The sequence below is a fragment of the Diaphorobacter aerolatus genome, from assembly GCF_014489535.1.
Lineage (GTDB): Bacteria > Pseudomonadota > Gammaproteobacteria > Burkholderiales > Burkholderiaceae_C > Diaphorobacter_A > Diaphorobacter_A aerolatus.
Genome location: NZ_CP060783.1, coordinates 3,617,495 through 3,638,697, shown reverse-complemented (window position 1 = coordinate 3,638,697; position 21,203 = coordinate 3,617,495). Strand labels below are relative to the sequence as shown.

The window sequence follows — 21,203 nt, the reverse complement described above, 5'->3', positions numbered from 1 at the left end:
CCCGCCGCAGAAATCAGGCCGCGTGTTGCCCGCCGCGCTTCACAAAGAACAGCCCGGTGCCCACCAGCATCAACAGGCCACCAAAGACGCGGTTCTGGTTGCGCCGGGCGCGCTCACTGCGCATCCAGCGGCGCAACGCGCTGGCGCTGGCGGCGTAGCCCGTCATCACGACCGTGTCCGCAGCAATCAGGGTGACGGCCATGACCAGCAATTGCGACCACAGCGGCCGGGTATCCGTCATGAACTGCGGCAGCACTGCGACCATGAACACAATGCCCTTGGGGTTCGTCGCATTGGTCAGCATGCCGGTGAGCACGCGGCGGCGCAGGCTCATCGGAGCAACCTCGGCCCCGGCCTCCAAAGGACTGCCGCGCCCGAGCGCCACTGCGTGAATCCGAGATAGATCAGATAGCAAGCGCCCAGCACCTTGACCCATTGAACGCCATTTCGGAGGCGATCAGCAGCGATCCGACGCCCGCACCCGCGACCACCAGGATGATCAGCAGGCCGATCTCGAGTCCGAGGATCGTGCCTTCGGTCTTGCGAACGCCATACGACAGGCCGTGGCTCATGCTCAGCACCGCCCCGAGCCCGGCGAGATGGCAATCAGCCATGACGCCACAAAAAACGCGACCCACGTGTGCCAGTCCATCGCCTCACTCCTGATGTGCCTGGTGTCAGGCTGTCAATGAATCCGCAGATTCTATGCAGCGCCGCGTGCCCCGGGATGCGCGCCGGGAATAACCAATCATTACATCTCGACCACGCACCCGACGGCCTCGCAACACTGCGAGAGGACCTTCGTCGATCAAAATCCATCCAGCGGATCATCACGACCTCGCGCGACCGCGCTACCGCGCGAATGCCGGCGGTCTCGTTCCTCGCTCCATATCCAACGACAACAACAGTAGTACCGGCCCATGTCCAACGCCCCTCCTGGCTCACCTACGGCTTCACCTATCTGGCAGCCGCCGTGATCGCCGTCCCCATCGCGCGCGCACTCGGACTCGGTGCCATCATCGGTTATCTCGCGGCAGGCATTGCCATCGGGCCCTGGGGCCTGGGCCTCGTGAGCAACGTGCAGGACATTCTTCACTTTGCCGAATTCGGCGTGGTGCTGATGCTGTTTCTCGTCGGGCTGGAATTGCAGCCCAGCCGACTGTGGAACATGCGCCGCCCCATCTTCGGGCTCGGCTCCGCGCAGATGCTGCTGTGCGCGGGACTGCTCTGGCTGGCCGCATGGGCGATTGGAATGCCGTGGCGCGTGGGGCTGGTCGGTGCGCTCGGCCTTGCGCTCTCGTCCACGGCCATCGCGCTGCAATCGCTCGAAGAGCGCAATCTAATGCGCACGGATGGTGGGCAGAAGGCATTCTCGATCCTCCTGTTCCAGGACGTGGCTGCGATCCCGATCCTGGCACTGCTGCCATTGCTGGGCGCAGGTGCCGTCACGGGCGATGCGGGCGTCACACATGATTCGAGCCAGGTGGCGCTGGAGATCGCGAAGATTGTCGGCGTGGTCGGCGCCATCGTGCTCGGTGGTCGCCTGCTGCTGCGCCCGCTGCTGCGCTGGATCGCCAAGAGCAATACGCCGGAAATCTTCACCGCCGCGTCATTGTTCCTCGTCGTCGGCATCGCCATGCTGATGCTCACGGTCGGCCTGTCGATGGCGCTCGGCGCCTTTCTTGCCGGTGTGCTGCTGGCCGACAGCGAATACCGCCGTGAGCTTGAGACCGATATCGAGCCGTTCAAGGGACTGCTGCTCGGACTGTTCTTCATCGCCGTGGGCATGAGCATCGATTTCGGCGTACTCATGCGCTCGCCGTGGACGATGCTGGCGCTGCTGGCCGGCTTCCTGTCGATCAAGGCGGCGGCGATCTATGCGCTCGCCAGAATCACCAAGATGCCTTATCAGGAGCGTCCGGTGTTCACCCTGCTGCTGGCGCAGGGCGGCGAATTCGCGTTCGTCGTGTTCCAGAGCGGCGCGAGCTTCAAGGCCATTCCCTCCGAAACCGCATCCATGCTGATCGGTGCCGTGGCGCTGTCGATGCTGCTCAGTCCGCTGCTGCTGGTTGCCGTGGATCGACTGCTGCTCAAGCGCTACGCCAGGCTCAAGACCGTGCCGTCCGACGTGAAGGAAATCGACGAGCCGCAATCCGCGCCTGTGATCATCGCGGGGTTCGGACGCTACGGCCAGATCGTCGCGCGCATGATGCTCGCGCAGGGCATCTCGGCCACGGTGCTCGACCATGATGTCGAGATGCTCGAGATCGCCCACACCTTTGGCTACCGCGTTTTCTACGGCGACGCGACCCGCGTGAACCTGCTGCGCATTGCAGGCGCGGAACATGCGCGCACCATCGTGATCGCGGTCGATCAACCCGATCAGTCCAACAAGATCGTGCAGATCGTGAAAAAGCACTTTCCCCAGTTGAACATCGTTGCGCGGGCGCGCGATGTGGCGCACTGGAATCAGTTGCGCGACCTCGGCGTGCAGTACATCGAGCGTGAACTCTTCGAGTCCAGCCTGCTGAGCGGGCGCACCGTGATGGAACTCGAAGGGCTGCCGCCCGAAGAAGCCGAGTACGTCACCAATCGCTTTCGCGAGCACAACATTGCGCTGGCGAACCTGATGTACGACCACCATCACGACCGCGCCGAGATGATTGCCGTCGCCAGACAGGGCCGCGCGGAACTGGTCGAGCAGATGGCCAAGGAACGCAACGAGCGTGAAGCCGCGCTGGCCGAGGAACGGGCCCAACGCGCCGCGCGTGACGTTTCTGCGGATACCGGGGCGGGTTAGCCAGTCACTGTTTTTCGCTGGCGCGAAGGAACTGCGCCAGCGCTTCATCGAAGGCTTCCGGCGCCTCGAGGTTCGACAGGTGCGATGCAGGCAATTCGACGAACGTCGCACCGGCAATGTGCTGCTGCAGGTAACGGCCATCGGCCACCGTGGTCACGGGATCTGCGCTGCCCGCAATGACGAGCGTGCGCACCGCAATGCGGGCGAGCTGGTCGCGCACATCGGCACCCGCGAGTGCGTCGCAGCACGATGCGTAGCCTTGCGGATTCACCGCCGCAATCCACGCTTGCGCGCGGGCCACGACCTGCGGGTCGGATTGCGTGAAGGGCTTGGTGAACCAGCGCTCAGGCGATGAATCCGCCAGCTCCTGCATCGCGGCCACCCCGTTGGCGCGCACCATCGCGGCGCGCGTGTTCCAGGCTTCGGGCGTGCCGATCTTCGCCGCGCTGTTGCACACGGCCATGCTGTTCATGCGCGACGCGGCGTTGATCGCAAGCCAGAGTCCCGTGAAGCCGCCCATCGAGATGCCGCAGAAATGCGCGCGCTCGATCTTCAGCGCATCGAGCACCGCCACCACGTCCGCGCCCAGCAGGTCAAAGCTGTACGGACCGGGCGAAACCGTGCTGCCGCCATGGCCTCGCGTGTCATAGCGCACGACACGAAAATCCTTGGCAAACCTCGCCGCCTGCTCATCCCACATTTCCAGCGTGGTGCCGAGTGAATTGGAGAACACCAGCGCAGGAGCCTGCTGCGGACCCTCCACGCGGACGCGGAGTTTGCCATCACGCACGGGGATAAATTGGTCGGTCTGATTCACTGGTTTTTTCCTTTTCGTATCTGCTCTATCGGCTCGCTGAGTCATTCAATCTACCGCCGCGGTCACCCTCACCCCAGCCCTCTCCCGCAAGCGGGAGAGGGAGCAATACCGACGCGTGCTGCGGGCCGCACCTGTCTCCCCTCTTGCCCCTCGCCCCTCGGGGAGAGGGCTGGGGTGAGGGGGCATCCGCCTCAAAAAATCACCCAGCAATTCAATCGACCGCCGCCATCACCCTCACCCCTGCCCTCTCCCGCAAGCGGGAGAGGGAGCAATACCGACGCGCGCTGCGGGCGCACCTGTCTCCCCGTCTTGCCCCTCGCCCCTCGGGGGAGAGGGCTGGGGTGAGGGGGCATCCGCCTCAAAAAATCGCCCAGCAATTCAATCGACCGCTGCCATCACCCTCACCCCAGCCCTCTCCCGCAAGCGGGAGAGGGAGCAATACCGACGCGTGCTGCGGGCCGCACCCGTCTCCCCTCTTGCCCCTCGCCCCTCGGGGGAGAGGGCTGGGGTGAGGGGGCATCCGCCTCAAAAAATCGCCCAGCAATTCAATCGACCGCCGCCGCCACCCTCACCCCAGCCCTCTCCCGCAGGCGGGAGAGGGAGCAATACCAACGCGCGCTACGGGCCGCACCTGTCTCCCCGTCTTGCCCCTCGCCCCTCGGGGGAGAGGGTTGGGGTGAGGGGGCATCCGCCTCAAAAAATCGCAGGGCAATTCAATCGACCGCCGCCATCACCCTCACCCCTGCCCTCTCCCGCAGGCGGGAGAGGGAGCAATACCCAAAGGCTGCATGCATTTTTTGCTTCCGTCGCCATCAATCCCCTATCACACCTTCTCAAGAATCACCGCAATACCCTGCCCCACGCCAATGCACATCGTGCACAGCGCGTAGCGTCCGCCGAGCGTGTGCAGTTGGTTCACGGCGGTTGTCGCCAGACGGGCACCGGATGCGCCCAGCGGGTGGCCCAGGGCGATGGCGCCGCCCCACTGGTTCACGCGTTTGTCGTCGTCGGCGATGCCGAGGTCGCGCAGTACCGCGAGGCCCTGGGCCGCGAAGGCTTCGTTCAGTTCGATCACGTCCATCTGCTCAAGCGTGAGACCGGTCAGCGCCAGCACCTTGCGCACGGCAGGCGCCGGGCCAAAGCCCATGATGCGCGGCGCAACGCCCGCCGTGGCCATGCCGACGACGCGAGCCTTCGGCGTCAAGCCGAATTGACCGGCTGTTTTTTCGTCGGCCAGCAGCAGCGCGCAGGCACCGTCGTTGACTCCCGAGGCATTGCCTGCGGTGACCGTGCCGTCGGGGCGCACCACGCCCTTGAGCCTGGCGAGGGCTTCGAGCGTCGTGCCGCGGGGATGCTCGTCCTGCGAGAACATCACCGGATCGCCTTTTTTCTGTGCCAGTGACACCGGCACGATTTCCTTCGCGAGGTAGCCAGCGGCCATCGCGGCGGCGGCCTTTTGCTGCGATGCGAGTGCCATGCGATCCTGCGCGTCGCGCTCGATCCTGAAATCGTCAGCCACGTTCTCCGCCGTTTCGGGCATCGAATCGACGCCGTACTGCTGCTTCATGAGCTTGTTCACGAAGCGCCAACCGATGGTCGTGTCATACACCGCGTTGTTGCGGCTGAAGGCGCTCTCGGCCTTGGGCATGACGAACGGTGCCCGGCTCATGCTTTCCACGCCTCCGGCGATCATCAGCGCGGCCTCGCCCGCCTTGATGGCGCGCGCTGCGGTGCCCACGGCGTCGAGGCCCGAACCGCACAGGCGATTGAGGGTAGCGCCGGGCACCTCGACCGGCAGACCCGCGAGCAGGGCCGACATGCGCGCCACGTTGCGATTGTCCTCACCGGCCTGGTTGGCGCAGCCGTAGATCACGTCCGTGACCGCCTTCCAGTCGACGCCCGGATTGCGTTCCATGAGTGCCTTGATCGGCAGCGCGCCAAGGTCGTCGGTACGCACGCCCGCAAGCGCGCCGCCGTAGCGGCCGAACGGTGTGCGGATGGCGTCGCAGATGAAAGCTTGTGGGGTCATGTCTCGGTGTCTCCGTTGAATGGGGTGATGGTGAATGAACGACAAATGAGCCGCGCTCAGGCGGTCTTGATCGGCAGGCCGACGAGCTTTTCAAGCTCCGCGTGCGGCAGGCCCTCGACCATGTCGATGAGCTGCAACCCTTCGGGCGTGCAGGCCAGTGTCGCCAGATCCGAGTAAATGCGTTTCACGCACGCGATGCCGGTGAGCGGATAGGTGCACTGCTTCACGAGCTTGCTCTCGCCCTTCTTGGTGAGCAGGTCCATCATCACCCAGGTCTGCTTGGCACCGATGGCCAGATCCATCGCGCCGCCAACGGCGGGAATCGCGCCCGGTTCACCGGTGCTCCAGTTCGCGAGATCGCCGGTCTCGGACACCTGGAACGCGCCCAGCACGCAGATATCGAGATGGCCGCCGCGCATCATCGAAAAGCTGTCCGCGTGATGAAAGAATGCGCCACCGGCAAGCAGGGTCACCGGCTGCTTGCCGGCGTTGATCAGGTCGTAGTCTTCGGCACCGGAGGCAGGCGCCGGGCCCATGCCGAGAATGCCGTTCTCGCTTTGCAGAATGATTTCGCGGCCTTCGGGGATGTGGTTGGCCACGGCGGTCGGCATGCCGATGCCGAGGTTCACATAGGCGCCATCGTGGATGTCCCGCGCCACGCGCTGAGCCAGTTCATCCTTGGTTCGTCGGGTGTAGTTGCTCACGATGAATCCTTACTTCTTGAAGCCGCCGGCCTGTGTCGCCACACGATCGATCTTCACGATCTGGCTCACGAAGATGCCGGGCGTGATGACGTTTTCGGGGTCCAGTTGCCCCAGCTCCACGATCTCGTGCACCGACGCGACCGTGCGCCTGGCCGCAGTCGCCATCACCGGACCGAAGTTGCGCGCGGCCTTGCGGTAGACAAGATTGCCCCAGCGGTCACCAGTCTCGGCCTTGATGAGCGCCACGTCGCCATGAATCGGATATTCGAGCACGTACTGGCGACCATTGATTTCGCGGGTTTCCTTGCCCTTGGCGAGTTCGGTGCCGAAAGCGGTAGGGCAGAAGAACGCGCCCACACCGGCCCCGGCGGCGCGCAGCCGCTCGGCGAGATTGCCCTGCGGCACGAGTTCCAGTTCGAGCTTGCCGCTGCGGTACAGCGCATCGAAGACATGGCTGTCGGCCTGGCGGGGAAAACTGCACAGAATCTTGCGCACGCGGCCCGCCTTGAGCAACGCGGCAAGCCCCGTGTCGCCGTTGCCTGCGTTGTTGTTCACCACCGTGAGGTCGCGCGCGCCCTGCTCGATCAAGCCGTCAATGAGCTCACCGGGAATCCCGGCGGTGCCGAATCCGCCAATCAATACCGTGGCACCGTCCTCGATGCCCGCAAGGGCCGAAGCCACTGAATCCGCAATCTTGTTGATCATGTAGTGAGGGGTTGGGAATGAGGAAGACACCGGACGCGCCGGTCTGGGATGAATGCCGTCTTGCATTTGTTCGATATAAGAACAAATGTTCGTATAATGAATTTTAGGCGCAGCAAGCCAAAACTCACAATGGCAATGACTAGGTGATAACCCTTGTCAATGCCGCGTCCTACAGAGAGCCGACGGGAGAATTCCACGCATGACGACCGCCCCCCAACCCGGTGACACCTACGTCCAGTCCTTTGCGCGCGGATTGCAGGTGATCCGCTCCTTCAATGCCGATGCGCCCGAGCAGACGCTGAGCGAAGTGGCCGCGCAGACCGGCCTCACGCGAGCCGGCGCGCGGCGCATTCTGCTGACCTTGCAGACGCTGGGCTATGTGACGAGCGACGAGCGGTATTTCCGCCTGACGCCGAAGATTCTTGACCTTGGCTTTGCCTACCTCAGCTCGATGCCCATGTGGGATCTGGCCGAGCCGCTCATGGACCAGTTGGTAGAGAAGGTGCATGAGTCGTGCTCCACCGCCGTGCTCGACGATCTGGAAATCGTCTACGTGCTGCGCGTGCACACGCACAAGATCATGAGCACCAATCTCTCGGTCGGCTCGCGGCTGCCGGCGTTCTGGACCTCGCTGGGCCGGGTGCTGCTGGCCGCGCTGCCCGAGGACGATCTGCGCGAACGCCTCGCGCGTCTGCCGCGCAGGCAGTTCACGCAATACACGGCCACCGACGACGCCACGCTGATCGAGCGCTTGCGCGAGGCGCGCGATCAAGGCTGGTGCCTGCTCAATCAGGAGCTGGAGGAAGGACTGAGCTCCATTGCCGCGCCGATCAGGGACCGCTCCGGCAACACCATCGCGGCGCTCAACATCAGTGGTCATTCGAGCCGCACGAGCGCCGAGCAATTGAAGAACGCGCTGTTGCCGCAGTTGCTCCAGACCTCGCAGGCGATTTCCCGGCTGATGGTCGCGCGCAGGCGCTGAAATCGCCCGAGGCCAGGCACCGTCGTGCCCAAAATTTCAGCAGCGCATCAGCATCCTTTTGAAATCAACGACTTGCCAAAGCCGTACAGCCGCCGTTCAGGCTTATCCACATGCTTGTTCAGCGAAACACGGGATAAATCGCGATTTCACGCAAACCCGAGGCGGCATCTTCGGCCTGCGCCGGTTTTCTGCAATCCGCGCGAGTGGGTTGCCTGCTTTTTGAGCAATGCATCACGATGCCTTTCAAATCAATGACTTGGACAGGTCATACAGGTGTTGTTCAGGCTTATCCACAGGACTGTCCAGCGAACGCGGGCACAAGTCGAACGCCGTTGATCACTATTTGAGCACCGAATGCAATCTGTTTTGAAATCAAGCACTTGGCCGCTTCATACAGCCCTTGTACGGACTTATCCACACGCCTGTCCAGTGCGCACAGGGATAAGCTCGCGCACGGCGCGAGGCCCGCGGCTCTCGTGCTAATCTGCCGCCATCATGTTCAACCCGTCCCAAGCCGACGTGCGCCGATTCTTCTGCGGCGCGCATGCCAAGCAACAAGCCCATCAGCCCATGGAAGCCATCGAAACGCTGGCCGCACTGTGGATTGAGGAACACCCCGAATACCGCGAAGACCTGCTTGACGCCGAAGCGGCCGTGAAGCGCGACTACGACCAGACGCCGGATCGCACCAATCCGTTTCTGCATCTTTCCATGCACCTGTCGATCAGCGAGCAATGCAGCATCGACCAGCCGCGCGGCATTCGCCAGGCGGTCGAGTTGCTGTCCAAACGTCTTGATTCATTGCATGACGCGCACCATGCCGCAATGGAGTGCCTCGGCACCATGCTGTGGGAGAGCCAGCGCTCGGGCCGTCCGCCAGATGGTGAGGCCTATGTGGCCGCAGTGCAAAGGCGCGCCACGCGCGATTGAAGCGGCCATCCCCAGAAGGGGGCCGAGCTTCAGAACCGAAACTGCAACCAGCCTTTGCGACTGCCCAGTCCGATCGGCAGGGGCCGATCCCGCTCCTGCGGCAATTGGCCGCAGACCAGCACGTCGCATGTCACCAGCGAAGCGAGCCGCGCGCCGCGCGCGCTCAGTGCCCAGCGGTCCGCCCAGTGCTTGCGCGGTGCGCCGATCACGATCAGGTCGGCACCCGAGCGCTGCTGCTGCACCATGATCTGGCGCGTCACGTCGCGCGTGCCGTTCTGGCTGTCGACGCGGTTGCGGCGCGCGTCGTCGGCATCCTTGATGCGAAGACGCCGCGCCTCCGCGGTCTCGCGCTTCAACTCGTCACGCAATTGTTCGAGCACCTCGAATTCGCTTTCTTCCTGCGGAGCCGAGATGCCGGGATCGCGTGACTGAAAGAGATCGACCGCCGTGTCCTGTTGAAGCCCTGCGGCAAAGTGCAGCACCTCGCGCGAGCGTGGTGAACCCGTCACGGCCACAAGCATCCGCGCATAGCTTTCGCCGACGGTGGCGTCGTCCTCGTCGCTCGCGCATGCCTGCTGCACCACGAGCACCGGACAGGGGCTGTAGCGCAGGCAGTGCGCGAGTGCCGCACCGCGCCACGGCTTGTTCCACAAACGCTCCACGCGCCGATCCAGCACCAGCAGATCGGCCCCAGCAGCGGCGGCCATGGCGCGCTCCGCCACGCCTTTGTAGCCGTCGAAATCACGCGCCACCACGTCGATGGAATGTCGCCGCGCGAGTTGCCGCGCACGCTGCTCGAGCCGTGCTTGCGGATTGGCAAAGCGCGGGTCCTGCTCGTCCGTGGCATAGACCAGCCAGAGAATGGCCTCGTGTTGCGCCGCCAGCAACGCGGCCCGGTCCAGCGCCTGTTCGGCCTGGGTGGAAAAATCGGTCAATGCGGCGATGTTCTGGATGTGCATTGCAGCCCCCTTACGAAATTCGGCCTGCCTTGGTGATGGGTGATAGATAAATAGCGCAGAAAACCGGCAGGTCTGTGACAACCATGAAATCAACAAACGTATTTCGCGTGGTCATTGAATTCAACTATTTTCTCCAAATGAGCCTGACGGGAGGCGTCGTTTTCCCTGCGTTGTATCTATTCCGAGACAGCGCTCGCCCGCAGCAGCCATGCGGCTGGACAGGTCGAAATGGGAAAATCGGAGAGTGCCCGGCGGCTTGCAACGATGGCGCGCTGGCGGGAGAAAATCGGGAGATCGAGAAACCGCCGGGCTCAGGAATCTGTGGCCGGTGCCTCTGGTTTCAGAACACCCATCCCTTGCAGCACGCAATTGGCAGCCGGATGCGGCGAAACCGCGGAAATCTGCGGGCGCGTGGCGGTCAGGTGCGGATTGATGAGAGTCATGCCATGGATTCTAGGCAAAACGGTTTGCACAACGCGGGATGCCGCACCAAAGCCTGCCGGAATTCCCCATCGGCGCCCCAAAAAAAAGCCCGCGAAATTCGCGAGCTTTGTGCCACGAACGCCCCAGAAATCAGCGGAAGCGCGATTCCGGAACCGTCTGAAGATCGGAGGGCAGCGAGCTGATGTACCCGGCCAGTGCCTTGAGTTCCGCATTCGTGAACTGCTTGGTCATGCCCGCCATGATGGCATTGGAGCGGCCACCGATGGGATTGGTGTCCGTCTTGTACGAACGCAGCGCGGCGTACAGATAGTCCTTGTGCTGACCGGCGAGCTTCGGATACGAGGGATCGATGGTCTTGGAGAAGTTCGCGCCGTGGCAGGAAACGCAGGCGCCCTTTTGCAGCAACTGCGCGACCTGGGCATTGGGCTCGGGCGGAACGTCCGGCACGGGCTTGGCATCCCGGGTGTGCGTGGAATAGAACGCCGCCACGTCGGCCATGTCCTGCTCGGACAGCGAATCCGCAATCCCGCGCATGGTCGGATGCTTGCGTTCACCCTTCTTGTATTCGGTCAGCGCGGTGACGATGTACTTGGCGCTCTGGCCCGAGATCATCGGCACGCGGTACACCTCGGGGAATGTGGCCTGATAGCCGACGATGCCGTGGCAACCAATGCACATGGCGATCTTGCCCTCGCCCGCCTTGGCATCTCCCTTGATCTCCTGGGCTTGAATCAGGCCCGTCGCACACGCGACAGCCAGGCCAAATATCGTGGTAAACGTTCTTTTCATTTTCCGCGCACAATCTGTATTGAATGAGTTGTCCCGGTCTCGCGTAGGCACTCTACGAAGGAGCAGGTCGATTATAGCCAGCCCCTGTCAAGCATCTTCATCAACGATTTCCCTCGAATACGGCCCATGAAATTCCAAGGTTCACAGAATTACGTCGCCACCCAGGATTTGAAACTCGCTGTGAACGCAGCAATGGCGCTGCAACGCCCCTTGCTCGTGAAGGGCGAACCCGGCACCGGCAAGACCATGCTGGCCGAGGAAGTGGCCAGCGAACTCGGCCTGCCCTTGTTGCAATGGCACATCAAATCCACGACCAAGGCGCAGCAAGGCCTGTATGAATATGACGCGGTGAGCCGCCTGCGCGACAGCCAGTTGGGCGATGCGGAAAGCAGCGAGCGCGTCAAGGATATCCGCAACTACATCGTTCAGGGCGTGCTGTGGCAGGCGTTCACGGCCGATGAGCCGGTGGCCCTGCTGATCGACGAAATCGACAAGGCGGACATCGAGTTCCCCAACGACCTGCTGCGCGAACTCGACCGCATGGAGTTCTACTGCTACGAGACGCGCGAACTCATCAAGGCCAGGCACCGCCCGCTGGTGTTCATCACCTCGAACAACGAAAAGGAACTGCCCGACGCCTTCCTGCGCCGCTGCTTCTTCCACTACATCAAGTTCCCGAAGCGGACACCATGCGCCAGATCGTGCACGTGCACTTCCCGACGCTCAAGAGCGAGCTGCTGAGCGTGGCGATGAAGACCTTCTACGACATCCGCAATCTGCCGGGTTTGAAGAAGAAACCCTCGACCAGCGAACTGATCGACTGGCTCAAGCTGCTGGTGGCCGAAGAGATTCCCATGGAGGCGCTGCAAAGCGCGGACAACAAGGTGAGCGTGCCGCCCCTCGTCGGCGCGCTGCTCAAGAACGAGCAGGATGTGAGCCTGTTCGAGAAGCTGGTGTTCATGAACCAGCGCAATCGCTGATCTGCTTCGCCCACCGCGAAAAAAGGCGAGACCACCATGCGCAATGATCTGCAACGCGCCGCCACCGAAGGCATCTCCGACGCCATCGGCTTCATCTCCGGAGCGCTGATCGGTTACGGCATCGGCTACCTGCTGGGCCTTGACATCTTCTCGCAAGGCTATGACACGCGCAGCGTGCTGGGGATCGCCCTGGTGGGCATTGGCGGCGGCATGGGGCTGAGCCTTGCACGCCGCTGGCGTCGACGAAAGAACTGAACCGTTCCCGGGGAGAACCAGCATGTCGTTTGTCCAACCCGTTGTACTGCGTGACCGCGGAATCCGGCTGGAGCCGCTGGCGCTGGAGCATGAAGCGGGCCTGCGCGCCGCCGCCGCGGACGGCGAACTCTGGAAGCTCCGCGTGACTTCCGTGCCCGAACCCGAGAACACGCGTGCCTATATCGACGCCGCGCTTCAGGCGCGCTCCGAAGGCCATCGTTTCGCGTTTGCCGTGATCGATGAGGTCAGCCACCAGCTGATCGGCACCACCAGCTATCACGACATCCTGCCTGCCACGCGCCGTGTGGAGATCGGCTACACCTGGTATGCCCAGCGCGTGCAGCGCTCGCATGTGAATACCACCTGCAAGCTCCTGCTGCTCACGCATGCGTTCGAGGCGCTCGATTGCCGCATCGTGGGCTGGCGCACCGACAATTTCAACTTCGCGAGCCAGCGCGCCATCGAGCGGCTGGGGGCGAAAAAGGATGGCGTCATTCGCGGCAATGCCCTACGCCGCGACGGCACCATCCGCGATACCGTCATGTACAGCATGGCGGCGGGCGAATGGCCCGAAGCGCGTGCGCAACTACGGGACTTGCTCGCGCGTCACGCATAACCCCGATTCAGAAACAAAAAGAGGCCAATAAGTGCTGATTGACTTCTTCTACACACTGCGCGCGGGAAAACTCCCCGTGTCGGTGAAGGAATACCTCACACTGCTTGAGGCGCTGGGCGCGGGCGTTGTCGGACCCAAGTCGGAAGACGGCTGGGCGCTCGATGATTTCTACCACCTCTCGCGCACCATTCTCGTCAAGGACGAAAAGCACTTCGACAAGTTCGACCGTGCGTTCTCCGCCTATTTCAAGGGCGTGGAGATGATTGCCGATCTGCGCAAGGAATTGCCGCTCGAATGGCTGCGCAAGACGCTGGAGCGCGAGTTGTCGCCCGAGCAGATCGCGGCCATCGAGAAGATGGGTTGGGATGAACTCATGGAGACCTTGAAAAAGCGTCTCGAGGAGCAGAAGGAACGCCACGAAGGCGGCAGCAAATGGATTGGCACCAACGGCACGAGCCCGTTCGGCCATGGCGGCTACAACCCGCAGGGCATCCGCATTGGCGGCCCGGGCAAGAACAAGAGCGCTGTCAAGGTCTGGGAGCAGCGCGCCTACAAGGACTACGACGACCAGCAGGAGCTCGGCACACGCAACATCAAGGTCGCGCTGCGCCGTTTGCGCAAGTTCGCGCGCGAGGGCAACGAACTCGAACTGGACCTGCCCGACACGATCCACAGCACGGCAGCCAATGCGGGGTTCCTCGACATCAAGATGATCCCCGAGCGCCACAACAACGTGAAGGTGCTGCTGCTCATGGACGTGGGCGGAACCATGGACGAACACATCAAGCGCGTGGAGGAGTTGTTCTCTGCCGTGAAGACCGAGTTCAAGCACCTCGAGTTCTATTACTTCCACAACTGCGTCTACGACTTCATGTGGAAGAACAACCGCCGCCGGTTCGCCGAAAAATTTCCAACCTGGGACATCATCCGCAAGTACAACAAGGACTACAAGCTGGTCTTCGTCGGGACGCGACGATGAGCCCTTACGAGATCCTGCAACCGGGCGGCAGCGTCGAATACAACAACGAGGAAGCCGGAGCCGAATGGCTGCAACGCCTCACGCACGCCTTCCCCAAATTCGCGTGGATCAACCCGAGCCGCAAGGTGTCTGGGAATACCGCCAGAGCATCAGCATCATTCAGCAACTGATGGGCCATCGCATGTACCCACTGTCCTTGAAAGGACTTGAAGAGGCGATGCGATTGCTCTCCAAATAATTAGTCAATGGTTCCACACGCCAAGCAGCCTGTTTCGCGCGCTACACGCGCCGCCCTGTTGATCTCCATGGCTCTCGCTCTGAGCGGCTGCAGCATGTTCTCAAAGAAGAAGGAAGACGTGGAGGGTGATCCGTCGGTCGCCGTCAAATCCGGCAAGCCCGCATTCACGCTCGAGGTCGATGCGCCCAAGGAAGTGCGCGAGCTGCTTGAGAAGCACCTCGAACTCAAGCGCTTTCAATACCAAGCCGACCTGCAACGCCGCGAACTCACGCGGCTGCTGGGCGCAACCGACGCGAACGTGCGCGACCTGATCGGAACGCTCGGTTATTTCAGCCCCACGGTCACGGTCGAGGTGAAGGAGACCCCGGATTCCGAGGAAGCGCCGCGCGAAGTCACGGTGCACGTCGATCCGGGCACGCCCACCACCATCCAACAAAGCGAGGTGCGCTTCAGCGGCGTGAGCGCCGACGATCCCGATGGGCTCGCGCAGCGCGAGTCGATCCGCCGCGGCTGGCCGCTCGATCCAGGCGAGCGCTTCACCCAATCCGCATGGAGCAGTGCCAAGAGCGGCGGCCTCAAGGAACTACAGACGCGGCGCTATCCCACCGCGCGCATCGACACCAGCCTCGCCGACGTGGATGCGGACAAGAACGAGGCCAAGGTCAGCGTCACCTACGATCCCGGTGCGGCCTACACGTTCGGCCCGCTCGTCATCGAAGGCACCGAGCGCTACGACCCCGTCGGGCTGGCCCGCATCGCGCGCTTGCCCGAGGGCCAGGTCTATGACCAGAGCGTGATGCTCGATACCCAGCAACGCCTCGTCAGCAGCGGCTATTTCGACTCGGTCTTTCTGACGCTGGCCGATACCCCGCAGACCGCGCCGGGTGCCTCCGAGCAGAAAGTGGACGAGGCGCGCGCCGAACAGGGCTCGCATGTGACCTCACCGGTGACCGCCAAGGTGCGCGAAGCCAAGCTGCAGAAATGGGTGTTCGGCGTCGGCCTGAGCACCGATACCGGACCGCGTCTGTCCGTCGACCACATCCACAACAAGGTGCCGGGCCTCGGCTGGCGGGCGGTCAGCAAGTTGCAGCTGGATCGCAAGAACCCGCTGATCTCCACGCAGCTCACCGCCCTGCCCGGCGAGGACTATTGGCGCAACTTCGTGGGCGCGAAGCTCGAACGCGAACCCGTGGGCGACTTCGACGTGAACAGCGCGCAGCTTCGCGCCGGTCGCGCCAAGTCCGAGGAGCACATCGACCGCACCTATTACCTGCAATACGACTGGGCCAAGACCGAGGGCACGGGCGCTCCACCGGCCAGCTCGTCGCTGCTCGCCAACTACGGCTGGACGGGCCGCTATTTCGACAACGTGCTGTCGCCAAAATCCGGCTACGGCTTTGGCTGGGAGGCCGGCGTCGGCACCACGTTCACGCCGCAGCGCACGCCGTTCACGCGGATCACCGCGCGCTGGCTCACGCTCATGCCGATCGGCAAGATCGACGAAGAAACCCAGCGCCGCAGCCGTCTGCAACTGCGTGCCTGGGCGGTGCCATCGCCGCCCAAAAAGACGCCAGCCTGCCCATGACGCTGATGTTCCTGGCCGGCGGCGACAACTCGATTCGCGGCTACAGCTATCAGTCCATCGGCGCCAAGACCGACAACGGCAAGGTCATCGGCGGGAGGTATCTCGCGGCTGGCAGCGTCGAATGGCAGCGTCCGATCTCGATCCGTGGCAACACGCAGGACTTCGAACACGCGGTCTTCGTCGATGCCGGCGCGGTCGGTGACGACACCAGCAACCTCTATGCACGCGTCGGTGTCGGCACCGGTATCCGCTGGCGCAGTCCGGTCGGCCCGCTGCAGGCCGATCTGGCCTATGGTCTGCAAAAACGACAACTGCGGCTGCATCTGCGCCTCGGCTTCACGTTCTGAACATGGTGGAATCTGTCCTCAACGATTCGGCGCAAACGCCTGAATCCAGCCCCTCATCCCCGCGCAGCAAGAGAAGCCGCGCGCACCCCGGCCCGGGCGACGCCTGTTGCGCGGCATCGGCTGGCTGCTGCTCACCCTCGTGCTGGTGATCGTCGCAGCGCTCGGCACCACCTGGTGGTGGACCGGCCGCGACGATTCGCTCGCCAACGCCCTGCAACGTGTGGCGCGCTTTCTACCGGAGGGCCAAAGTCTCGAGGCACGCGACGTCACCGGATCGGTGCGCGGCGGCGGCAAGATCGGCGCGTTGAAATGGCAAAGCCCGTCGATGACGGTGCAGGTGCAGGACGCGACGATCGGTTGGAGCCTGCAACCCCTGCTTTCGCGCACGCTCAAGCTCGGCACCCTGCACATCGGTGAACTGCGCATCAAGAGCACGCCCAGGCTCGACGAGCCCAAGGAGCCCACGAAGCCGCTCGAGCAGCTCACGCTGCCGATCAAGATCGACGTGCCGTTCGAGGTGGATCGCATCATCTGGGAAGGCCCGCCCGAGACCGTCGTCGATGGTCTCAAAGGCCACTACGAATACGACGGCGAGGCGCATCAACTCGCGGTGAACGAGGTGCACTATGCCGACGGCAACTACCAGGGCCGCTTGCGGCTGCAGGGTGCAAGCCCGATGGCGTTGACCGCGCAACTCTCGGGCGATCTGAAGGTGCCCAACCCGATGGCCAGGGATGACGCCAGCATCGCCGTGAATGCCAGCGTGCAGGCCGAAGGAACGCTCGCCACCGAAGCCGCGCAGATCGAGGTCAAGGCGCTGGCCACTGCGACGCCCGAACGCGGCGACAAGAGCGCTGCCAACAAGAAAGCTCCAGCCGTCGAACCCATGCACGCCGACGTGCAGGCCACGATCCGGCCCTGGCAGTCGATGCCGCTGCACACCGCGCTCGCCTCGCTCAAGAACGTGGACGTTGCCGCGTTCTGGGCCGAAGGTCCGCGCACCATGCTGAGCGGCGATCTCAGGGCCGGTCCCGTCGCCGCCGACAACGCTCCCGCAACGGGCGAACAATGGCAATTGCAGGCCGAGTTCAAGAACAGCCTGCGTGGCCCGTGGGACAAGCAGCGCCTGCCGCTCGATGCCATCACGGCCGACGTGCTCTATACCGGTGCGCAGTGGCAGATCAGGCAGGCGCTCATCGACGTGGGCAAGGGCCGGATCACCGCCAACGGCTATGTCGAACCCGCGACCAAGGTATTTGAAGGCCATGCAACGGTGCAGCAGCTCAACCCCGCCGATCTCTACAGCACGCTGGACGCCGCGCCGCTGCAAGGCACGCTGAGCGCGCAGGCCGATGCGGCGCAAAAGGTCGCGTTCGAGGCCGATCTCAAGGCGTCCGGCGGCGCGCCACGCGCGGCCAGCAAGTCGCCGCGCATCCAGACGCTCGCAGCCAAGGGCGAGTGGTTGCAACCCGTGCTGACGCTCTCCAATCTGAAGATCGAGGCGCTGCAGGCCACGGTCAACGCAAGCGCCGTGAAATACAACGTCGATCAGCAGGACGCGCAAGCCATGCTCAAGGCCGAAGTGCCCGGCGCGGTGTTGCAGGCCGATGGCCAGATCAGCCCCAAAACCGGCAAGGGCAACGCCAACTTGCAGCTTCAATCGGCCGCGACACTCGCCGCCTGGACGAACACGCTGCCGGGTGTGAAGGAAGACCTGCTGGCCGGAGCCAAAATCGATGGCCGAGGACAACTGCAACTCGACTGGAACGGCGGCTGGGGCAATCTGCTCAAGCGCCTGCAAACCGCCACCGGCAGTCCCCTGCCCGACAGCGGCCTGCAACTCAAGGCTGATCTGCGCGCCGAGCAACTGCGCTATCTGCCCGCTAACACGCCTGCCGATCAGGCCATCGTCGTGCCCCGGCTCGCGCTCAACCTTCACGGCAGCCCCGAGAAAGCCGACATCACGCTCCAGACCAGCGCGCAGCGCGCCGCGCAGGGTGTGCAGCTTGATACGGCCTTGCAGGCGGGTCTCGCCACGGCGAGCGGCGCGGCGGCACTCGATTGGAACGCCACCATCAATCGCCTTCAGGCCGTGCTCGATCCTGGCAAGGACAAGCCGGGGCCATGGAACCTGAAGCTGCAATCGCCCGCACCCGTGCGCATCGCGCAGCGAACCAGCGGCACGGGCGGCAACAAGGTCGTGCTCTCCACGCAATACACGGCGAGCGCGGGCGGACTGTTGATCACGCCACCGGCACCGACGAAACAGCGCCGCGCCAATGCCGAACCGCTCGCGCCCGTGACGCTCACCTGGGACAACACGAGCGCCACCAAGGGCGGTGACGGCAACTGGGCGCTGCGCAGCGCGGGCCGCGTGCAGGGCATTCCGCTCGCATGGGTCGATGCGTTCAGCATGGGCGAAGGCGAGCCCCCGCTGGAAGCCGCCGGGCTGAGCGGCGATCTGAGCTTCAACGGCCAATGGGACATCGACACCGCAGGCCCCGAACTCAAGGCACTGGTCACCATCGAGCGCGCAGCCGGCGACCTCCGGCTGGCGGTCGACGATGGCGGCAGCGGCACGACGGTGATCCGCACGACCGGCCCGAGCACCGGCAGCAAGACCACGACACGCACCGTGACGGGTGCCGGCATGCGCGCGCGCATCAAGCAGGCACGTATCGACATTCGCGCCGACGGCAGCAACGTCAACGCCAAGCTGTTGTGGGACAGCGAACGCGCCGGGCAGGTGACCGGCGACCTCAACACCCAGCTCACCTATCAGGATGGCCGATGGTCGCTTGGAAGCAAGGCACCGCTCTCCGGTAAACTCAGCGCACGCATGCCCGACATCGGCATCTGGGCGCTGTTTGCGCCGCCGGGCTGGCGCGTGCGCGGCACGCTGCAGGCCGACGCCACGATCAGCGGCGATATCTCCCAACCGCAATGGCAGGGCAACATCAACGCCGATGAGCTGAGCGTGCTCTCGGTGCTCGATGGCATCGATCTGCAGCAGGGCGTGCTGCGAGCCAGGTTGCAAGGCACACGCCTTGACATCACCGAGCTGCGCATCAAGGGCGGCAGGGGCAGCAGCGCGCGCATCCTCGGCTACAGCGGCAACCTCACCAATGCGCCACAGGATGGCGGCGAACTCGTCGGCAGCGGTTTCGCGAACTGGATTCCGTCACAGGCCGAAGGCCAGCCGGGCAACCTCGTGATGGACCTTCAGGCCAAGGCGACGCGACTGCAGGTGCTGGTGCGCGCCGACCGTCAGGTCAGCATCTCGGGCACGCTCGGCGCCAAGCTCGACAACGGGCAGTTCACGCTGCGCGGCGACCTGACCACCGATCGCGCGACCATCATCCTGCCCGAGGAATCCGCGCCATCGCTCGACAAGGACGTGGTCGTGCACACCGCCGCATCACGCAAGGCCGCGGAAGAAGAGGCCCGCAAGCAGAAGCTCGCCACCGAGAAGGCCAACACCAGGGCGGAAACCCGCAAGCTGCCCGACATCCTCGTCAAGCTCAATCTCGGCCGCGACTTTGCATTGCAAGGTTTCGGCATCACCACGCGCCTCGAAGGCGAGCTTGAGATCAAGGGCGCCACCGTGGCCGGTGGCCCGCCACGCATCACCGGTGAAGTCAACACGGTCGAAGGCCGTTACCGGGCCTGGGGCCAGTCGCTCAACGTCGAGACGGGCCTGATCCGCTTCAACGGGCCCTACAACAATCCCTCGCTCGACATCCTGGCGATCCGTCCCAACATCGCCCAGCGCGCGGGCGTGCAGGTGCTGGGCTCGGCAATGGCGCCGCGCGTGAGCCTGTATTCCGACCCCGACCTGCCCGATGCCGAAAAGCTCTCGTGGGTCGTGATGGGCCGCGATCCCTCACTCGGAGGAGCGGAAAGCGCACTGCTGCAACAGGCCGCGCTGGCACTGCTCTCGGGCGGCAACAGCGGCAGCGGCAAGATCGCGGGCCGCATGGGTCTCGACGAAGTCGGCATCCGGGGCCGACCGAAGGCACGGACGCGTCCGGTGCCGCGCTCACGCTCGGAAAACGCCTGTCCGACAAGCTCTACGTCACCTATGAACAAAGCCTCTCGGGCGCGATGGGTACGATCTTCATCTTCTACGACCTCTCGCGCAACCTCACCGTGCGAGGCCAGACCGGCAGCACCAGCGCCGTCGATCTGATCTACACCATCAAGAAAGACTGAGGGCGAGGCAGGCAGCGCCCACACGTGAGCAGATGGCGAAACCAAGGCGCATAGACGGCGAGCGGGTACTGCGCGGCTTCCACACCGCCGTAGATCAGGACGCTGGCGACTTCGAGGCTTCCCCGAAAGGCTTTACAATTGAAGGTTCTGCCCGACAGCTCCTCGTAGTTCAATGGATAGAACGAGCGCCTCCTAAGCGCTAGATACAGGTTCGATTCCTGTCGAGGGGACCATGTGACAGTCTCACAAAGTCCAAGAAAGTCTTAAAACCCGCATGTTTAGTAGCATGGCGGGTTTTTTTGTCGTCCAACATCATCCAACGCCGTCTTTAGACGTACCAATATTTTCTTGGTACTTTTGTAGGTAGTTCGCATACCAACAGAAATGAGATACCAACAATTCCGCTTTCAAACACCTTGTGAAGCAACACAAGCACGCGGGCACGACTGCTGGGGACAAGCGCTGCGGCGGTAGCTGCACGTCTAATAGCTACTTCTCTATGACACAGAATGTGTTGCCGTCCGGATCAGAAAGAACGACAAAATCTGCGTCGTCCGGGTAACGCCACTCCACCCGTGTCGCGCCGATTGACAGTAGCCTTTCAATCTCTGCTTCTTGATTGGACGCATAGAGATCGAGATGGTGGCGTTGATGATTTTCTGCTTCCGACGAAACCGCTGTTAGAGCCATTTGCTGACCTTCTCCATCAACAGGAACGAGTATGGCCCAGTCCGACGATGGCGTCCGCAACGGCTAATAGTCCAAGGCGGCGGTCCAAAATTCGACGGCCCGACGAACATCTCGCACGCCCCAAACGATTGACCCAATCCTG

General features: G+C 63.5%; 12 protein-coding genes, 1 tRNA gene and 6 pseudogenes. 10 read left to right on the top strand and 9 right to left on the bottom strand.

All coding sequences use genetic code 11. The features are described 5' to 3' along the window. Nucleotides 1-13: 13 nt before the first annotated feature. Nucleotides 14-652: pseudogene (locus H9K75_RS16915) on the bottom strand (LysE family transporter). Nucleotides 653-862: 210 nt separating this feature from the next. On the opposite strand from H9K75_RS16915, the gene kefC reads away from it, so the two are divergent. Continuing rightward, nucleotides 863-2,800, top strand: coding sequence for a glutathione-regulated potassium-efflux system protein KefC (kefC, locus tag H9K75_RS16910; protein WP_187723500.1), 1,938 nt, complete (start codon nt 863-865; stop codon nt 2,798-2,800). Nucleotides 2,801-2,804: 4 nt separating this feature from the next. On the opposite strand, the gene pcaD is transcribed toward kefC, so the two are convergent. The 4 genes from pcaD to H9K75_RS16890 all read right to left on the bottom strand — a co-directional run bounded on the left by pcaD (nt 2,805) and on the right by H9K75_RS16890 (nt 7,055). Next, the gene (pcaD, locus tag H9K75_RS16905; RefSeq protein ID WP_226858279.1) at nt 2,805-3,617 is read right to left on the bottom strand and encodes a 3-oxoadipate enol-lactonase; all 813 of its coding nucleotides are present in this window, start codon (nt 3,615-3,617) and stop codon (nt 2,805-2,807) included. A gap of 823 nt (nt 3,618-4,440) precedes the next feature. Then, on the bottom strand, nt 4,441-5,646 hold the full coding sequence (gene pcaF, locus H9K75_RS16900) for a 3-oxoadipyl-CoA thiolase (protein WP_187723498.1): 1,206 nt from the start codon (nt 5,644-5,646) through the stop codon (nt 4,441-4,443). 56 nt (nt 5,647-5,702) lie between these two features. Next, nucleotides 5,703-6,350 carry a 3-oxoacid CoA-transferase subunit B gene (locus H9K75_RS16895; RefSeq protein WP_187723497.1) on the bottom strand — a complete coding sequence of 216 codons (648 nt, stop codon included), beginning with the start codon at nt 6,348-6,350 and terminating at the stop codon, nt 5,703-5,705. A 9-nt stretch (nt 6,351-6,359) separates the two neighbouring features. Continuing rightward, a complete protein-coding gene (locus H9K75_RS16890) occupies nt 6,360-7,055 on the bottom strand; it encodes a 3-oxoacid CoA-transferase subunit A (RefSeq protein ID WP_187723496.1) in 696 nt (231 codons plus the stop codon). 199 nt (nt 7,056-7,254) lie between these two features. Between H9K75_RS16890 and H9K75_RS16885 the strand changes: the two genes are divergently transcribed. Next, complete coding sequence (locus H9K75_RS16885) at nt 7,255-8,037, top strand: IclR family transcriptional regulator domain-containing protein (RefSeq protein WP_187723495.1); 783 nt, start codon at nt 7,255-7,257, stop codon at nt 8,035-8,037. A 495-nt stretch (nt 8,038-8,532) separates the two neighbouring features. After that, entirely contained in the window at nt 8,533-8,967 is a 435-nt protein-coding gene (locus tag H9K75_RS16880; RefSeq protein WP_187723494.1) for a DUF1841 family protein, read from the top strand. A 29-nt stretch (nt 8,968-8,996) separates the two neighbouring features. On the opposite strand, the gene H9K75_RS16875 is transcribed toward H9K75_RS16880, so the two are convergent. Then, entirely contained in the window at nt 8,997-9,926 is a 930-nt protein-coding gene (locus H9K75_RS16875) for a universal stress protein (RefSeq protein ID WP_187723493.1), read from the bottom strand. 573 nt (nt 9,927-10,499) lie between these two features. Further along, nucleotides 10,500-11,159, bottom strand: coding sequence for a c-type cytochrome (locus tag H9K75_RS16870; protein ID WP_187723492.1), 660 nt, complete (start codon nt 11,157-11,159; stop codon nt 10,500-10,502). A 126-nt stretch (nt 11,160-11,285) separates the two neighbouring features. Between H9K75_RS16870 and H9K75_RS16865 the strand changes: the two are divergent. The 6 genes and pseudogenes from H9K75_RS16865 (at nt 11,286) to H9K75_RS25250 (ending at nt 20,371) form a co-directional block, all read left to right on the top strand. Further along, nucleotides 11,286-12,139 (top strand): annotated as a pseudogene (locus H9K75_RS16865) (AAA family ATPase). A 36-nt stretch (nt 12,140-12,175) separates the two neighbouring features. Further along, nucleotides 12,176-12,394, top strand: a complete 219-nt coding sequence (locus tag H9K75_RS16860) for a hypothetical protein (protein WP_187723491.1) — start codon at nt 12,176-12,178, stop codon at nt 12,392-12,394. 22 nt (nt 12,395-12,416) lie between these two features. Next, nucleotides 12,417-13,010, top strand: a complete 594-nt coding sequence (locus H9K75_RS16855; protein WP_187723490.1) for a GNAT family N-acetyltransferase — start codon at nt 12,417-12,419, stop codon at nt 13,008-13,010. A gap of 31 nt (nt 13,011-13,041) precedes the next feature. Further along, nucleotides 13,042-14,227 (top strand): annotated as a pseudogene (locus H9K75_RS16850) (vWA domain-containing protein). Between the two features lie 7 nt (nt 14,228-14,234). Beyond that, nucleotides 14,235-16,159, top strand: a pseudogene (locus H9K75_RS16845) (BamA/TamA family outer membrane protein). 2 nt (nt 16,160-16,161) lie between these two features. Continuing rightward, nucleotides 16,162-20,371 (top strand): annotated as a pseudogene (locus H9K75_RS25250) (translocation/assembly module TamB domain-containing protein). 23 nt (nt 20,372-20,394) lie between these two features. Here H9K75_RS25250 and H9K75_RS24095 read toward each other — a convergent pair. Continuing rightward, nucleotides 20,395-20,490: pseudogene (locus H9K75_RS24095) on the bottom strand (ABC transporter permease); the annotation flags it as partial. Between the two features lie 39 nt (nt 20,491-20,529). Here H9K75_RS24095 and H9K75_RS16835 point away from each other — a divergent pair. Then, nucleotides 20,530-20,604, top strand: a tRNA-Arg gene (locus tag H9K75_RS16835). A 256-nt stretch (nt 20,605-20,860) separates the two neighbouring features. On the opposite strand, the gene H9K75_RS16830 is transcribed toward H9K75_RS16835, so the two are convergent. Then, nucleotides 20,861-21,061 (bottom strand): VOC family protein, encoded by a 201-nt coding sequence (locus H9K75_RS16830; protein WP_264293829.1) that lies wholly within the window; start codon nt 21,059-21,061, stop codon nt 20,861-20,863. Nucleotides 21,062-21,203 lie beyond the last annotated feature (142 nt).

Bases quoted from the DNA above. Each gene is read 5' to 3' on its own strand.
- pcaF (WP_187723498.1), bottom strand. From the start codon at position 5,646: ATGACCCCACAAGCTTTCATCTGCGACGCCATCCGCACACCGTTCGGC.
- H9K75_RS16870 (WP_187723492.1), bottom strand. From the start codon at position 11,159: ATGAAAAGAACGTTTACCACGATATTTGGCCTGGCTGTCGCGTGTGCG.
- H9K75_RS16885 (WP_187723495.1), top strand. From the start codon at position 7,255: ATGACGACCGCCCCCCAACCCGGTGACACCTACGTCCAGTCCTTTGCG.
- H9K75_RS16830 (WP_264293829.1), bottom strand. From the start codon at position 21,061: ATGGCTCTAACAGCGGTTTCGTCGGAAGCAGAAAATCATCAACGCCAC.
- H9K75_RS16875 (WP_187723493.1), bottom strand. From the start codon at position 9,926: ATGCACATCCAGAACATCGCCGCATTGACCGATTTTTCCACCCAGGCC.
- H9K75_RS16890 (WP_187723496.1), bottom strand. From the start codon at position 7,055: ATGATCAACAAGATTGCGGATTCAGTGGCTTCGGCCCTTGCGGGCATC.
- H9K75_RS16855 (WP_187723490.1), top strand. From the start codon at position 12,417: ATGTCGTTTGTCCAACCCGTTGTACTGCGTGACCGCGGAATCCGGCTG.
- H9K75_RS16880 (WP_187723494.1), top strand. From the start codon at position 8,533: ATGTTCAACCCGTCCCAAGCCGACGTGCGCCGATTCTTCTGCGGCGCG.
- H9K75_RS16860 (WP_187723491.1), top strand. From the start codon at position 12,176: ATGCGCAATGATCTGCAACGCGCCGCCACCGAAGGCATCTCCGACGCC.
- kefC (WP_187723500.1), top strand. From the start codon at position 863: ATGCCGGCGGTCTCGTTCCTCGCTCCATATCCAACGACAACAACAGTA.